The sequence below is a fragment of the Saccharothrix sp. CCNWYY140 genome, from assembly GCF_037401995.1.
Classification (GTDB): Bacteria; Actinomycetota; Actinomycetes; order Mycobacteriales; family Pseudonocardiaceae; genus Actinosynnema.
In genome coordinates this window covers 1-14,143 of record NZ_JBBEGC010000059.1, presented here as the reverse complement: position 1 = coordinate 14,143, position 14,143 = coordinate 1, and the positions used below count along the sequence as shown (strand labels likewise).

Genomic DNA, 14,143 nt, shown 5'->3' with positions numbered 1-14,143 from the left:
CCTACCCATCAGCCCTGTGTGGACCTGGTCAACCGACGTCGCAGCCGCTTGCCGAAGAACACCAGCGGGAAGGCGCCCAGCAGGCCCATGCCCAGCGGGACGCCCTGCTGCCACGCGGGCGCGCCCAGCGCCACGGCCTGCGGGTTGTGGTCGCTGATGCCCTGCCAGCGCCCCGGCGGCAGCACGATCACGCGCGCCTTGCCGATCACGTTCTCCTCGGGCACGACGCCGTTGACCTTGCCGCCGCCCTGGCGCCGCGAGTCGGTGGAGTTGGTGCGGTTGTCGCCCATCACCCACAGGGTGCCCTCGGGCACCTTGACCGGCTCGAACGGCTCGTGGTCCTCGGGACCGGTGCCGGGCTGCCAGTAGATGTACGGCTCGTCCAGCGGCTTGCCGTCGACCTTGATGCGGTGCTGCTCGTCGCAGCACTCCACGGTCTGGCCGCCGACGGCGATCACGCGCTTGACGAAGTCGCGCTCGTCCGGCGGCGCGAGACCGACCAGGGACATCAGGCCCTGGAAGCCGCGCACGACGGGGTTCTCGGAGCGGGGCGACTGGAAGTCGTTCTGGCCCCAGGACTCGGGGCCGCGGAACACCACGACCTCGCCCGGTTCGATCTCGCCGAAGTCGTAGACGAGCTTGTCGACCAGGACCCGGTCGCCGAAGCACGGGGAGGTGCAGCCGTGCAGCGTCTTCTCCATCGACGCCGACGGGATGACGTACACCCGGGCCAGGAACGTCTGGATCAGGAAGGTGAGCACCAGGGCTGTCGCCGCCAGGACGAGCAGCTCCCGCCACAGCGGGGGCTTCTTCTTCTGGGGCTTGCCCTTCTGGGGCTCACCGCCCGACGCCGAGCCCTCGGGGGACTCGGCGTCGGGTTCGTCCTGACCGTCTTCGCCTGCGGCGCGGTGCACGGGTTCTGCCACGTGGGGCAGGTTATCGGTAACGCGTCGATCCGGCGTCAGGAGGCCGGCTTCGCGTCCCGCTTCTCCTTGATCTTGGCGGCCTTGCCGCGCAGGTCGCGGAGGTAGTACAGCTTCGCGCGACGCACGTCGCCGCGGGAGGCGACCTCGATCTCCGCGATGTTCGGGGAGTGCACCGGGAAGGTGCGCTCGACGCCCACGCCGAAGGAGACCTTGCGCACGGTGAAGGTCTCGCGGATGCCACCGCCCTGGCGGCGGATGACGACGCCCTGGAACACCTGGACGCGCTCGCGGTTGCCCTCGATGACGCGGACGTGGACCTTCAGCGTGTCGCCCGGCCGGAAGCTCGGGATGTCGGAGCGCAGCGACTGGGCGTCAAGAGCGTCCAGGGTGTTCATGGTCCGTCCTCTACGTTTTCATTCACTTCCCCAGAGGCGCGTGCCATCTCAACTCGCACACGTGCATGGGGGCGGGCTCAAAGCGCACACCGGTCTACCCGGGTGCAGCAACCTGTCCAGTGTGCCAGACGGGGCTGTCCCCCACGAAATCGGGGCTCAGCCCAGCTCGTCCAGCAGCTTGCGGTCGTGCTTGTCCAGCGCGCCCTCCGGGAGGGCGGCCAGCAGGTCGGGGCGGCGTTCCCGCGTGCGGCGCAGCGCCTGGTCGCGCCGCCAGCGGTCGATCGCCTTGTGGTTGCCCGAGCGCAGCACGTCGGGCACGGCCAGGTCCCGCCACACCTCGGGCCGGGTGTAGGAGGGGCCTTCCAGCAGGCCGTCGGAGAAGGAGTCCTGCGCGGCGGACGCGGGGTTGCCCAGCACGCCGGGCAGCAGCCGCACCACGGCCTCCACGATCACCAGCACGGCGACTTCGCCGCCGACCAGCACGTAGTCGCCGATGGACACCTCGTCCACCCGCATGCGGCGGGACGCGTCGTCCACCACACGCTGGTCGATGCCCTCATAACGGCCGCACGCGAACACCAAACGCTCTTCGGCGGCGTATTCATGCGCCAGCGCTTGGGTGAAAGGACGCCCCGCGGGCGTGGGGACGATCAAGCGCGGGGTCGGCTCCCCCGCGCACACCTCGTCCAGCGCGTCACCCCACACCTGGGGCTTCATGACCATGCCCGGACCGCCGCCGTAAGGGCTGTCGTCGACCGCCTTGTGGACGTCGTGCGTCCACTTGCGCAGGTCGTGCACGTCGACGCTGATCAGGCCCTTGTCGATGGCCTTGCCGAGCAGTGCGGCGCGCAGCGGGTCGAGGTACTCCGGGAAGATCGTGACGACGTCAATCCGCATCGAGCAGGCCTTCGGGCGGGTCGAGCACGACGCGCCCGCCGGGCACGTCCACCGTGGGCACGATCTGCTTGACGAACGGGACCAGCGCCTCACCGCTGTCCCGCTTGAGCACCAGCAGTTCGCCGCCGGGGCCGTGCACGACTTCCAGGACGGTGCCCACGACCGTGCCGTCGAGCAGTTCGGCGCGCAGGCCTTCCAGCTCGTGGTCGTAGAACTCGTCCGGGTCGCCGGTCGGCGGCAGGTCCTCGGTGCTGACGAACAGCAGCGTGCCGCGCAACGTCTCGGCGACGTCCCTGGTCAGGACCTCCTCGAAACGCACCAGCAGCCGCCCGGAGTGGTTCCGGGCGGCTGCGACGGTGAGGGTGCGGCGCGTGCCGTCGCGCAGCTTGCCGACCAGCGCCGACCCGACGGCGAACCGCTGGTCGGGCGAGTCGGTGCGCACGTCCACGGCGAGTTCACCGTGGATGCCGTGCGCCTTGGCCACGCGGCCGACGACGACGTCCATGCGCGCGCTCAGCGGTCGGTGTCGACCACGTCGACGCGCACGCCACGACCACCGATACCGGCCATCACGGTGCGCAGGGCGGTCGCGGTGCGGCCGGAGCGGCCGATCACCTTGCCGAGGTCGTCCGGGTGGACGTGGACCTCGAGCGTGCGACCGCGCCGGGTCGTGACCAGGTTCACCCGGACGTCGTCCGGGTGGTCGACGATGCCCCGAACGAGGTGTTCGAGGGCGTCAGCCAACAAGCTCACGCCTCGTCCTTGGGAGCCTCGGCCTCATCGGACTTCTTGGCCGCCTTCTTCTTCGGCGTGGTGGCCTCGGTCGTCGGCGCGTCACCGGCCGCGGCGAGCGCGGCGGCGAACAGGTCGGCCTTGGAGGTCTTGGCCTCCTTGACCTTCAGCGTGCCCTCGGCGCCCGGCAGGCCCTTGAACTTCTGCCAGTCGCCGGTGATCTCGAGGATGCGCTGGACGGACTCGGTCGGCTGCGCGCCGACGCCCAGCCAGTACTGCGCCCGCTCGGACTTGACCTCGATGAACGAGGGCTCCTCCTTCGGGTGGTACTTGCCGATCGTCTCGATGGCCTTGCCGTTGCGGCGGGTGCGCGCGTCGGCGACGACGATCCGGTAGTACGGCTGACGGATCTTGCCAAGCCGCTGAAGCTTGATCTTGACGGCCACGGGTGTGGGTACTCCTCAGGCTCTCTCTTGCTCACGTGCGGGCGCTCCTCACCCGAGTGGGGCACGGGTGGGAAAACCCAGAGGTCTTGGCGCCAGGGCACGGTGAGAGGGACCGACCACGGCGAACAGCCAACCATTCTGCCAGACAGGTCTACTCGACCACGAATCGGGCCACTTCGACACCCGATCCGGTCAACGCTTTCCGCACCGCGCGGGCGTGCTCGACGGCTCCCGGGGTGTCCCCGTGCAGGCACAGGGAGTCCACTTCGACGGCCACAACTTCACCCGTTGTGGCGATGATTTCACCCTTCTCAGCGAGCCGCAGGACCTGCTGGAGGACGGCTTCGGTGCTGGTCAGCACGGCTCCGGGGTCCTTGCGCGACACCAGGGTGCCCTCGGCGGTGTAAGCGCGGTCGGCGAAGGCTTCGCGCACCGGCCGCAGGCCCGCCTGCTCGGCGTGATGAAGAAGACGCGAACCGGGCAGTCCGAGCACCGGAAGGTCCCCGAACGCCTTCACGCCGGCCACCACGGCGGCGGCTTGCGCATCGTGGTGCACGGTCGCGTTGTAGAGGGCGCCGTGCGGCTTGACGTACGACACCCGCGTACCGGCCGCGCGAGCACACGCCTCCAAAGCACCGATCTGGTACAGCACCTCGTCGGCCAGCTCGCCCGGGTCCGCGTCGATGAACCGCCGCCCGAACCCGGCCAGGTCCCGGTACGACACCTGCGCGCCCACGGCGACCCCGCGCGCGGCGGCCTCCACGCACACCCGGCGCATCGTGGACGGGTCGCCGGCGTGGAACCCGCAGGCCACGTTCGCGCTGGTCACGACGTCGAGCAGGGCGGCGTCGTCGCCGAGCCGCCAGATGCCGAAGCCCTCGCCGAGGTCGGAGTTGAGGTCGATCACGTCGGCATCACCCCGACGGAGACCAGCAGCAGCGTCAGACCGGGCAGGAAGTTGTTGACCACGTGCGCCACGACGCTCGCGGTGAGCCTGCGGGTGATCAGCCGGGCGATGCCGATGGGCAGGGCGATCACGATCAGCAGGGACGTGCGCAGCGGCTCCAGGTGGCTCGCCGCGAAGATCAGGGTGGTCAGCACGAACGCGGCCCACTGGCTCCAGCCCTGCCGCTCGATCGCGCCCCACAGCAGGCCGCGGTAGATCAGCTCCTCGCAGATCGGCCCGACGAAGCAGACGTAGAGGAACATCGCGATGGCGGCGGCCAGCGGCAGCCCGGCGCCGTCCACCAGCTCGCCGATCGCGGAGGTGGCGTTCTGGTCGCCCACGACGCGCGACCAGACCAGCGCCGCCAGGTAGGTCAGCACCAGGCCCAGCGCGCCCAGCTTGAGGCCGACCTTCACGTCCGCCCAGTTCCAGCCCAGCCGCAGGTCCACCAGCGGACCGTTGCCGCGCAGCCGGGTGATCACCACGGCGACGGCGGCGGCCAGGACGGTCGGCACCATCGACCCGACCAGGATGAACGCCACCGACGAGCCGATGTCCGTGCCGGACACGCGGGCGGTCGCGGTGATGAACACCGCCGAGAGCACGAACACCGCTTCGACCAGCAGGAACGCGCCGAAACCCCAGCGCTGCCCGGTGCGTTCGGGCACCGGCTCGCGGTGGACGGCGCGCACGCCCTCGATCAGCCCTGTCGGGGGTTCATCCGGAGGATTCACAGTCGATAACCCTAGCTAGGAGGCGCCTACGTACAGGTAGACGGCGGGGAGCAGGTTGTTGGCCGCGTGCGCCACGACGCTCGCCGAGACCCGCCCGGTGATCATCCGGGCGGCCCCGATGGCGAGGCCCTGGGCGAACAGGCTGATGGTGCGCCACGACTCCTCGTGGAGGAACGCGAAGATCAACGCCGTGAGTCCCAGGATCGCGTACCTGGGGACTTTGTAGTGCTCCAGCGCGCTCCACAGGGCGCCCCTGGTGAGGAGTTCCTCCGTCAGGGGCGCACCCAGGAAGACGAACAGGGCCGCGCACGCCAGCCAGACGGACTGGCCACCGGACAACGCCTCGATCTGCTCCAGCGAGGACCCGGTGTCGCGGTTGAGGCGGAGCAGCACGACTCCGAGTACCCAGGCGGCGAGCAGTGACAACCCACCACAGGCCAAGCCCACCTTGATGTCACGCGCCCGGGGGACAAGCCCGAAGTCCCGCTCCGGACCGTGACCGCGGAAGTGGGAGACGACGACGGGGCCGAGGCCGAGGAGGACGTTGGGGAGGAAGACCAGGAGGAGCAGCGGTCCCAGCACGGGCGGGTCGGTGACGTCGACCTCGGCGAACCGGTCGGCGGTGACGGCGGTGAAGACCAGGGAGGACAGGTGGTAGCCGCCGAGGCCGACGAACAGCGCCAGGAAACCCCAGTGCGCCCGCCCGGTGTCCTGCCGTTCCTCCACTCGTCCGAACGTAGCGGCACCGGCTGAACGGACGCTGTGCAGGGTTCAAGATCACCCTGACGGCGGCGTCGGATCCCGGCCGGCACCCGCCTAACTGCGGCTTCGGGTTGGGCGGCGGTGGCTGGACGGGCGGCGGGCGCGGGCTCTGGCGCGGCAGGTGGCGGCACGGCGGGGTCGGGCGGCGGCACGGCGGGTGGCGGCACGGCAGGCGCGGGCGGCGGCTGGGGGTGGGCGGCGGCTTGGGGGGGGAGGGGCGGTCGCTGGGCAAGCAGCGGCGCGGCAGGGTCGGGCGGCAGCGGGCAGGCCTCAGCAGCGGCGGGCGGCAGTGGCGGGCGGCTGGCTGGGTGTGCGCAGGTGGTGGTGCGGTGGTGTTGGAGGTGGGGTGGACGTGCGGTGGGCGTGGCCTCCGGCCCCCGTCTCCATTGTCCCGCGGGGGTACGACATTTCGGTGCGTGGCGGGTGTTGAGGTGTTGGGGCGGGTCTTCGAGCGTTAGTGGATGCGGCCCCGCAGCATGACTAGTTTCGGGTGTCGCAGCGCTTCCAGGTCGGTTCGCGGGTCGGTCTCGTAGACCACGACGTCCGCTGCCGCGCCCTCGGTCAGCGATGGGAAGCCCAGCCACTCCCTGGCAGCCCAGGAAGCCGACGCCAAGGCGTCCGTGCGGCTCATGCCGACCGCGTGCAGAGCGGCGATCTCGTCCACGATGCGGCCGTGGCGGATGCCGCCGCCCGCGTCCGTCCCCGCGTACACCGGCACGCCGGCCTCGATCGCCGAAGCGATGGTGGCCTTGTTGCGGGCGTACAGGTGACGCATGTGGGCCGCGTACTTCGGGAACTTCGCCGCGCCCGAGTCGGCGATGCCGGGGAAGTTCTCGATGTTGATCAAAGTCGGCACCAGGGCCGTGCCGGAGGCGGCCATGAGGGCGATGGTGTCGTCGTCAAGGCCCGTGCCGTGTTCGATGCAGTCGATGCCGGCCGCCAGCAGACCCGGCAGGGCCTCGCCGCCGAAGACGTGCGCGGTGACCCGGGCCTTGGCCTCGTGGGCGACCTTGATCGCCTCCGCCAGCACGTCGTCGGACCACAGCGGGGCCAGGTCGCCGGTCGAGCGGTCGATCCAGTCGCCGATCAGCTTCACCCAGCCGTCGCCCTGGGCCGCCTGCTCTGCCACGGCCGCGGGGAGGTCTCGCTCGTCTTCCAGCTCGACGCCGATGTACTTGATGTACCGCTTCGGCTTTGCGATGTGCCGTCCCGCCCGGATGATGCGCGGCAGGTCCAGGCGCTCCTGCAACGGCCGGGTGTCCAGCGGGGAGCCGCAGTCGCGGATCAGCAGGGTGCCGGCCGAGCGGTCGAGCAGGGCCTGGTCGACCGCCGCAGGCAGGTCCACGGCGCCCTCCGGGCCCAGGCCGACGTGGCAGTGCGCGTCGACCAGGCCCGGCACGAGGTAGCCGCCGTCCACGACGGTCCGCGCGCCGGGGACCGGGCGGGTGCGCACGCGTCCGTTGACCACCCACAGGTCGCGCGGTTCGCCGCCCTCGGGCAGGACGACACCGCGCAGGTGCAGGCCACTCACTTCGGGAACTTGAACTTCGTCGGGTCGAAGCCGGGGGGCAGGTCGTTGAGGCCGCCGCCGTCCAGGCCGGGCGGGAGCTGGCCCATGCCGCCGGGGCCACCCATGCCGGGCGGCATGCCGCCGGGGAGCATGCCGGGCATGCCGGGGAAGCCGCCGCGGATCTTCGGCGGCGTCGGGCCGCGGCCCTTCTTGCCCTTCTTCCCCTTCTTGCCCTTGCCCTTCGGGCCCCGCGCGCCCGGCAGGCCGAACCGGCCGGCCATCTGGGACATCATCTTGCGGGCCTCGAAGAACCGGTTGACCAGGTCGTTCACGTCGCTGACCCGGACGCCCGAGCCGTTGGCGATGCGCAGCCGGCGGGACGCGTTGATGATCTTCGGGTCTTCGCGCTCGGCCGGGGTCATGCCGCGGATGATCGCCTGCACGCGGTCCAGGTGCTTCTCGTCGAGGTTCGCGAGCTGGTCCTTCATCTGGCCCGCGCCGGGCAGCATGCCCAGCAGGTTCGCGATCGGGCCCATCTTGCGCAGGGTGAGCATCTGCTCCAGGAAGTCCTCCAGCGTGAGCTGGCCGGACCCCATCTTCACCGCGGCGGCCTCGGCCTGCTCCGCGTCGAAGGCCTGCTCGGCCTGCTCGATGAGGGTGAGCATGTCGCCCATGCCCAGGATCCGCGACGCCATCCGGTCCGGGTGGAAGACGTCGAAGTCCTCCAGCTTCTCGCCGTTGGACGCGAACAGGATCGGCTGGCCGGTCACCTCGCGGACGCTCAGCGCGGCGCCACCGCGGGCGTCGCCGTCGAGCTTGGTCAGCACCACGCCGGTGAAGCCGACGCCGTCGCGGAACGCGGTCGCTGTGTTGACCGCGTCCTGACCGATCATCGCGTCGACCACGAACAGCACCTCGTCGGGCTGCACGGCGGCGCGGATGTCGATCGCCTGGCGCATCATCTCCTCGTCCACGCCGAGGCGGCCCGCGGTGTCGACCAGCACGATGTCGTGCTGGGCCCGCTTGGCCTCCTCGATGCCGCGCCGGGCCACGTCCACCGGGTCGCCCACGCCGTTGCCCGGCTCGGGGGCGAACACCGGCACGCCGGCCCGCTCGCCCACGACCTGGAGCTGGGTGACCGCGTTGGGCCGCTGGAGGTCGCAGGCGACCAGCATCGGCGTGTGCCCCTGGCCGCGCAGCCACTTGGCGAGCTTGCCCGCCAGGGTCGTCTTACCGGCGCCCTGGAGACCGGCGAGCATGATCACCGAGGGCGGGTTCTTGGCCAGGTTGAGCCGCCGGGTCTCGCCGCCGAGGATCGCGATCAGTTCCTCGTTGACGATCTTGACGACCTGCTGGGCCGGGTTGAGCGCCTGGGAGACCTCGGAGCCCTTGGCGCGCTCCTTGATCTTGGCGATGAAGGTCCGGACGACCGGCAGCGCGACGTCGGCCTCCAGCAGCGCCACCCGGATCTCCCGCGCCGTGGCGTCGATGTCGGCCTCGGAGAGCCGGCCCTTGCCGCGCAGGTTCTGGAGGACCGACGTGAGCCGGTCGGAAAGGGTGTTGAACACGATGCCGTCAGACCTCGCACGTCGTCGGACCAATGACCACCCGCCAGGGTAGCCGGTCTCAGGCCACGGCCAGTCGGAGGCGGTCGCCGCGGGACAGCACGGTCAGGGCCTGCCACCCCAGCGGGGCCTGCCCCTCGGCGAACCTCCTGCGCAGCCGCTCGGCCCGCTTGACGTGCCGGGTGAAGGACTTGGAGCGGATCAGGCGACCCCGCCGCACCTGCCCGGACAACGCCTGTTCGGCGCTCGCGTCGAGCCAGAGGAAGTGGCGGGGGCGGTGGCTCAGGACGCCGACCGCCACCAGGCCGGCTCGGGTCGTCGGTCGGGTGGACGGCTCGTGGACCAGCAGCAGGCCGGACGTGAACAGGGCGAACCAGAGGATGCGCAGCCGGTGCACCAGGTGCACCAGCGGTCGGTAGAACCGGTAGGGCAGGGACGCCGGCAGCACCGTCCGCAGGTAGCCGCGCACCTGGTCGGAGTCCAGCACGACGGCCGCCGCACCCCCGGTGTCGACGTCGGCGAGCATGGTGGTCTTGCCCGCGCCGGGCAGTCCCGCCAGCACGACCAGGGATCGTGGTGCCACGGCGACGACGGTCATCGCTTCCATACTAAAGAGACGTTCCGGACGCCCCCGAGTTCCCGGTGGAAACCGGGGGCGGTCTGTACCCCTCGAACGGACCGCCCCCGGTCTTTCGCCGGTGACGCTCCTCACCGCCCTCCTACCGGGCGGCCCCCCGCGTCACGGCACAAAGCCTGCCGGTACGAAGGGGGCGGGGGCAGCGTGAGCACCCCCGATCGGTTGTGCGTAGACCTACGCATTCCCTCAGCGGGCGGCTACCAGGACGGCGCGTTCGATCTTCTTGCGCTGGGCCGCGTCCAGCGCGCCGGAAGCGGTGATGGCGAAGGAGTCCACGACCGTGGAGCCCAATGTGGACACCCGCGCCCACACGACGTCCACACCGGACTGCTCCAGCGCGTCGGCCACGTGGTGCAGCAGCCCGATCCGGTCCGCCGCACGCAGTTCGAGCACGACCGAGCCGGTGGACTCGTCGTCGAACCACAGCACCTTCGGCGGCGGCGGGTCCTGCGGCGGACCGCCGTAGTCGCGTTCCTTGGCGGCCAGCTTGTCCGCCAGGGCCAGCGAGCCGTCCACCGCGCGGGTCAGCTGCTCGCGCAGCAGGGTCACGTCCGGCAGGGACCCGAACCTCGGGGACACCGTGAACACGTCCACGGCGGCGCCCTCGTGCGAGCCCAGGACCGCCGAGTGGACCTCCAAGGAGTTCAGGGCCAGCACGCCCGCCGCCCGGGACAGCAGTCCTGGACGGTCCTTGGCGACCACGGTGACGGTCGCGGTGTGGTCGCCGGGGTCGATGAGCACGTCCGGCTTGCCCGACTCCAGCACCGCCGCCGCCAGGTCCTGCTGCCGCTGGTCCAGCGGCTCGGGCTTGGGCAGCGGGTCGCCCGCCATCGCCGCCCGGCAGCGCGCCACCAGGTCGCCGACCAGCGACGCCTTCCACTCCGACCACACGCCCGGACCGGTCGCCAGCGCGTCGGACTCGGCCAGCGCGTACAGCAGCTCCAGCAGCACCGGGTCGCCGCCGAGGGTGTCCACGACGCGGCGCACGGTGGCCTCGTCCTCGACGTCCCGGCGGGTCGCGGTGTGCGGCAGCAGCAGGTGGTGGCGGACCAGGGCGGTGAGGGTGGCGACGTCCTGCGGCCACAGGCCCAGCCGTTCGGCGACCTGGGTCGTCAGGGCCGCGCCCACCTCGGAGTGGTCCTGCTGGCGGCCCTTGCCGATGTCGTGCAGCAGCGCGCCCAGCAGCAGCAGGTCCGGGCGCGACACCCGGGTCACCAGGCGTGCCGCGTGCGCGGTCGCCTGCACCAGGTGCCGGTCGACCGTCCACATGTGCGCGGCGTCGCGCGGCGGCAGGTCGCGGACCGCGCCCCACTCGGGGAACAGGCGTCCCCACAAGCCGGTGCGGTCCAGGGCCTCGACCACGTCGATCAGGCCGATGCCGCTGCCCAGCAGGGCCAGCAGCTCCTCGCGGGCCTCGCGCGGCCACGGCTGGCGCAGCTCGGGCGCGGAGTCGGCGAGCTTGGCCAGAGTGCCCGCCGCGATCGGGTGCTTGCTGCGGGCGGCGGCCGTGGCCACGCGCAGCAGCAGCGCCGGGTCCCGGCTCGGGATGGCGTCCCGGGCCAGCGCGACCTCCGTGCCGTGCAGCACCACGCCCTCGTCCAACGGGCGGCGCGCGGGCTGGCGGCGCAGCGGGGAGCGGGCGAACACGCCCAGACCCCGTTTCGGCACGGCCGCACGGGCCGTGCGCATGGCCACGTCCACCGCGTACACGATCGTGCGGGCCGCCGACGACATCGAGCGGGCCAGCTGGAACCGGTCCGCCAGGCCCAGCGCGGCGGCGACCTCGTCGCCGTCCTGGGCGCGCAGCACGTCCCGCGGCTTGCGGGCCACGCGGCGCAGCTCGGTGCGGACGTCCAACAACAGCTTGCGGGCCTCGTTGACCTCGGCCGACGGCCGGTCGGTCAGCTGCGCGGCGGACAACGCGTCCAGCAGCGTCACGTCCCGCAGCCCGCCCCGGCCGTGCTTGAGGTCCGGCTCGACGCGGTGCGCGATCTCGCCGCTGCGCGCCCACCGGCGCTGCGCCGACTCGGCCATCTCGTCCAGCCGGGTCCGCACGCCCGACCGCCACGCCTGGCGCGCGCTGTCCGCGAGCCGGGCGCTGATCTCGGCATCTCCGGCGATGTGCCGGAGGTCCAGCAACCCCAGCGCGGTGCGCAGGTCTCCGGCGGCGACGCGGAGCGCCTCGCCGACCGTGCGCACCGAGTGGTCCAGCCCGATCCCCGAGTTCCACAACGGGTACCAGAGCTTCTCCGCGACCTCGTCCACTCCCTTGTGCCCGTTGTGCACCAGGAGCAGGTCCAGGTCGGAGTAGGGCACCAGCTCGCGCCTGCCCAGTCCCCCCACGGCGACCAGGGCCAGCCCACCGCCCGGTCCACCAACACCCGCTTGCGAGGCGTGCGCGGTGAGCCAGAACTCGTGCAGGTCCACCAGCGCCTCGCGCAACGACTCCCCCGTCAGACGGCGCCGACCTGGCGCGAGCAGGCGGTCCCTCGCTCGCACCAGGTCGTCAGCCGTGACGACGGCCGCCTCGGCGTTGTCCATTACGGCCGTCCCCCGTTCCTACAGAGCGTCCGAGCCGCGCTCCCCGGTCCGAACCCGGATGACCGTGTCGACCGGCGTCACCCAGACCTTCCCGTCACCGATCTTGCCGGTGCGGGCGGCCTCGACGAGCGCGTCCAGCACCTTGTCCACGGCGGCGTCGTCGATGAGCACCTCGACGCGCAGCTTGGGCACGAAGTCCACGGCGTACTCGGCGCCCCGGTAGACCTCGGTGTGGCCCTTCTGCCGGCCGTAGCCCTGGACCTCGCTGACGGTCATGCCCAGCACGCCCAGCTGCTCCAGCGACGCCTTCACGTCGTCCAGGGTGAACGGCTTGATGATGGCGGTGACCAACTTCATGACTTGTTGCTCCCCTCAAGGACCGCGGTGGCGCCGGCGGCGACACTCGGCTTGGTGCTGCCACGCGAACCGAGGCCGCTGCCGAACTCGTACGCGGTCTCCGCGTGCTCGGCCTCGTCGATGCCGCCGACCTCGGACTCCTGGTCGGCGCGGAACCCGACGGTCAGCTTCACCAGGTAGCCCAGGACCAGGCTCAGGACGAAGGAGTACGCGAGCACGGCCAGCGCGCCCACCGCCTGCCGCCACAGCTGGTCCACACCGCCACCGTAGAAGAGGCCGTCGATGCCCGCCGGAGCCGCGGAGCTGGCGAAGAAGCCGATCAGGATGGTGCCGGACAGGCCACCCACCAGGTGCACGCCGACCACGTCGAGCGAGTCGTCGAAGCCGAAGCGGTACTTCAGGCTGACCGCCAGGGCGCACAGCGCGCCGGTGATCGCGCCGATGGCGATCGCGCCCAGCGGGGTGACGCTGGAACAGGCCGGGGTGATCGCGACCAGGCCGGCGACGATGCCCGAGGCGGCGCCCAGCGTGGTGGCGTTGCCGTCGCGGACCCGCTCGACCACGAGCCAGGCCAGCATCGCGGCGGACGTGGCGACCAGGGTGTTGACGAAGGTGACGCCCGCGGTGGTGTTCGCGGCGACCGCGGACCCGGCGTTGAACCCGAACCAGCCGAACCACAGCAGACCCGCGCCCAGCACGACCAGCGGCAGGCTGTGCGGCTTCATGCGGTCCTTGGGCCACCCGACGCGCTTGCCCAGCACGATCGCCAGCGCGAGACCGGCCGCACCGGCGTTGATGTGGACGGCCGTGCCGCCCGCGAAGTCGATCGCGAGGAGCTTGTTGGCGATCCAGCCGCCGGGGTCGATCACGTTGCCGTCGGCGTCCTTGCCGTCGAAGTCGAACACCCAGTGCGCGACCGGGAAGTAGACGACGATCGACCAGAGGCCGGCGAACAGCAGCCACGGCCCGAACCGGGCGCGGTCCGCGATCGCGCCCGAGATCAGGGCGACGGTGATGATCGCGAACATGGCCTGGAAGGCGACGAAGACGGTGGTCGGGATGGTCCCGAACAGCGACTCCTTGCCCAGCAGCCCGTCCAGGCCGAAGAACTCGAACGGCTTGCCCAGCAGGCCGGCGCCGACATCGGTGCCGAACGCGGTGGAATAGCCGACCAGCACCCAGAGCACACCGACCACGCCGATTGCGCCCAGGCTCATCATCATCATGTTGAGCACACTCTTGGACCGGACCATGCCCCCGTAGAAGAAGGCAAGTCCCGGGGTCATCAGCAGCACCAATGCGGAGCTGGTGAGCAACCAGGCGGTGTCCCCTGTATCCACGTCGACCTCCACTGCACGTCGGTTGCGGAGGAGCATCGATACGTCCTGTTTCGCGCGGTCACGTGTCAGGTTTCGCGCGGGTGAACTGTCCGGGGGCTGGTGTTACGGGCACGTTTCACACGCTTGAAGGAAGAGTTTTCGGGTGCAACCAGCTCGGGGACGGCCGCTGTGCGCGGTGACGGTGCGTGGGGCGGTGGTCGCTCTTCGGGTGGCTTGTCGGGGGGCGGTGCCGAGGCGCGTGACGGACCGTGCGGGCAGACGCCGGCGGCGCGGACGCGGGCGGGCGCAGGCGCGGGCGGGTCAGGCGGGCGCAGGCGCGGGCGGGTCAGGCGGGCGCAGGCGCGGGCGGGTCAGG

General features: G+C 71.5%; 15 protein-coding genes. All 15 read right to left on the bottom strand.

The window, feature by feature from the left end:
- Positions 1 to 8 precede the first annotated feature (8 nt).
- The gene (gene lepB / locus WBN91_RS23900; RefSeq protein WP_337726302.1) at positions 9 to 926 is read right to left on the bottom strand and encodes a signal peptidase I; all 918 of its coding nucleotides are present in this window, start codon (positions 924 to 926) and stop codon (positions 9 to 11) included.
- Positions 927 to 961: 35 nt separating this feature from the next.
- The gene (gene rplS / locus WBN91_RS23895; RefSeq protein ID WP_121226485.1) at positions 962 to 1,321 is read right to left on the bottom strand and encodes a 50S ribosomal protein L19; all 360 of its coding nucleotides are present in this window, start codon (positions 1,319 to 1,321) and stop codon (positions 962 to 964) included.
- 156 nt (positions 1,322 to 1,477) lie between these two features.
- Positions 1,478 to 2,218 (bottom strand): tRNA (guanosine(37)-N1)-methyltransferase TrmD, encoded by a 741-nt coding sequence (gene trmD / locus WBN91_RS23890; RefSeq protein WP_337726301.1) that lies wholly within the window; start codon positions 2,216 to 2,218, stop codon positions 1,478 to 1,480.
- Positions 2,208 to 2,723, bottom strand: a complete 516-nt coding sequence (rimM, locus tag WBN91_RS23885; RefSeq protein ID WP_337726300.1) for a ribosome maturation factor RimM — start codon at positions 2,721 to 2,723, stop codon at positions 2,208 to 2,210. Before rimM ends, trmD begins: the two co-directional genes overlap by 11 nt.
- Positions 2,724 to 2,731: 8 nt before the next feature.
- A complete protein-coding gene (locus WBN91_RS23880; protein WP_015104447.1) occupies positions 2,732 to 2,971 on the bottom strand; it encodes an RNA-binding protein in 240 nt (79 codons plus the stop codon).
- Positions 2,968 to 3,396 carry a 30S ribosomal protein S16 gene (gene rpsP, locus WBN91_RS23875; RefSeq protein WP_337726299.1) on the bottom strand — a complete coding sequence of 143 codons (429 nt, stop codon included), beginning with the start codon at positions 3,394 to 3,396 and terminating at the stop codon, positions 2,968 to 2,970. Before rpsP ends, WBN91_RS23880 begins: the two co-directional genes overlap by 4 nt.
- 151 nt (positions 3,397 to 3,547) lie before the next feature.
- Positions 3,548 to 4,303 carry a LamB/YcsF family protein gene (locus tag WBN91_RS23870; RefSeq protein WP_337726298.1) on the bottom strand — a complete coding sequence of 252 codons (756 nt, stop codon included), beginning with the start codon at positions 4,301 to 4,303 and terminating at the stop codon, positions 3,548 to 3,550.
- A complete protein-coding gene (locus tag WBN91_RS23865) occupies positions 4,300 to 5,076 on the bottom strand; it encodes a lysostaphin resistance A-like protein (RefSeq protein ID WP_443217786.1) in 777 nt (258 codons plus the stop codon). The genes WBN91_RS23870 and WBN91_RS23865 overlap by 4 nt, the downstream gene beginning before the upstream one ends.
- A 15-nt stretch (positions 5,077 to 5,091) precedes the next feature.
- Complete coding sequence (locus tag WBN91_RS23860) at positions 5,092 to 5,802, bottom strand: CPBP family intramembrane glutamic endopeptidase (RefSeq protein ID WP_337726297.1); 711 nt, start codon at positions 5,800 to 5,802, stop codon at positions 5,092 to 5,094.
- Positions 5,803 to 6,292: 490 nt separating this feature from the next.
- Positions 6,293 to 7,369, bottom strand: coding sequence for an amidohydrolase family protein (locus WBN91_RS23855; RefSeq protein ID WP_337726296.1), 1,077 nt, complete (start codon positions 7,367 to 7,369; stop codon positions 6,293 to 6,295).
- Positions 7,366 to 8,916 (bottom strand): signal recognition particle protein, encoded by a 1,551-nt coding sequence (gene ffh / locus WBN91_RS23850; RefSeq protein WP_337726295.1) that lies wholly within the window; start codon positions 8,914 to 8,916, stop codon positions 7,366 to 7,368. Before ffh ends, WBN91_RS23855 begins: the two co-directional genes overlap by 4 nt.
- 58 nt (positions 8,917 to 8,974) lie before the next feature.
- On the bottom strand, positions 8,975 to 9,511 hold the full coding sequence (locus WBN91_RS23845) for an AAA family ATPase (RefSeq protein ID WP_337726294.1): 537 nt from the start codon (positions 9,509 to 9,511) through the stop codon (positions 8,975 to 8,977).
- Positions 9,512 to 9,736: 225 nt separating this feature from the next.
- Entirely contained in the window at positions 9,737 to 12,091 is a 2,355-nt protein-coding gene (locus tag WBN91_RS23840; RefSeq protein WP_337726293.1) for a [protein-PII] uridylyltransferase, read from the bottom strand.
- Positions 12,092 to 12,109: 18 nt separating this feature from the next.
- Positions 12,110 to 12,448, bottom strand: coding sequence for a P-II family nitrogen regulator (locus WBN91_RS23835; RefSeq protein ID WP_337726292.1), 339 nt, complete (start codon positions 12,446 to 12,448; stop codon positions 12,110 to 12,112).
- The gene (locus WBN91_RS23830) at positions 12,445 to 13,824 is read right to left on the bottom strand and encodes an ammonium transporter (protein WP_337726291.1); all 1,380 of its coding nucleotides are present in this window, start codon (positions 13,822 to 13,824) and stop codon (positions 12,445 to 12,447) included. The genes WBN91_RS23835 and WBN91_RS23830 overlap by 4 nt, the downstream gene beginning before the upstream one ends.
- Between the last annotated feature and the right edge of the window lie 319 nt (positions 13,825 to 14,143).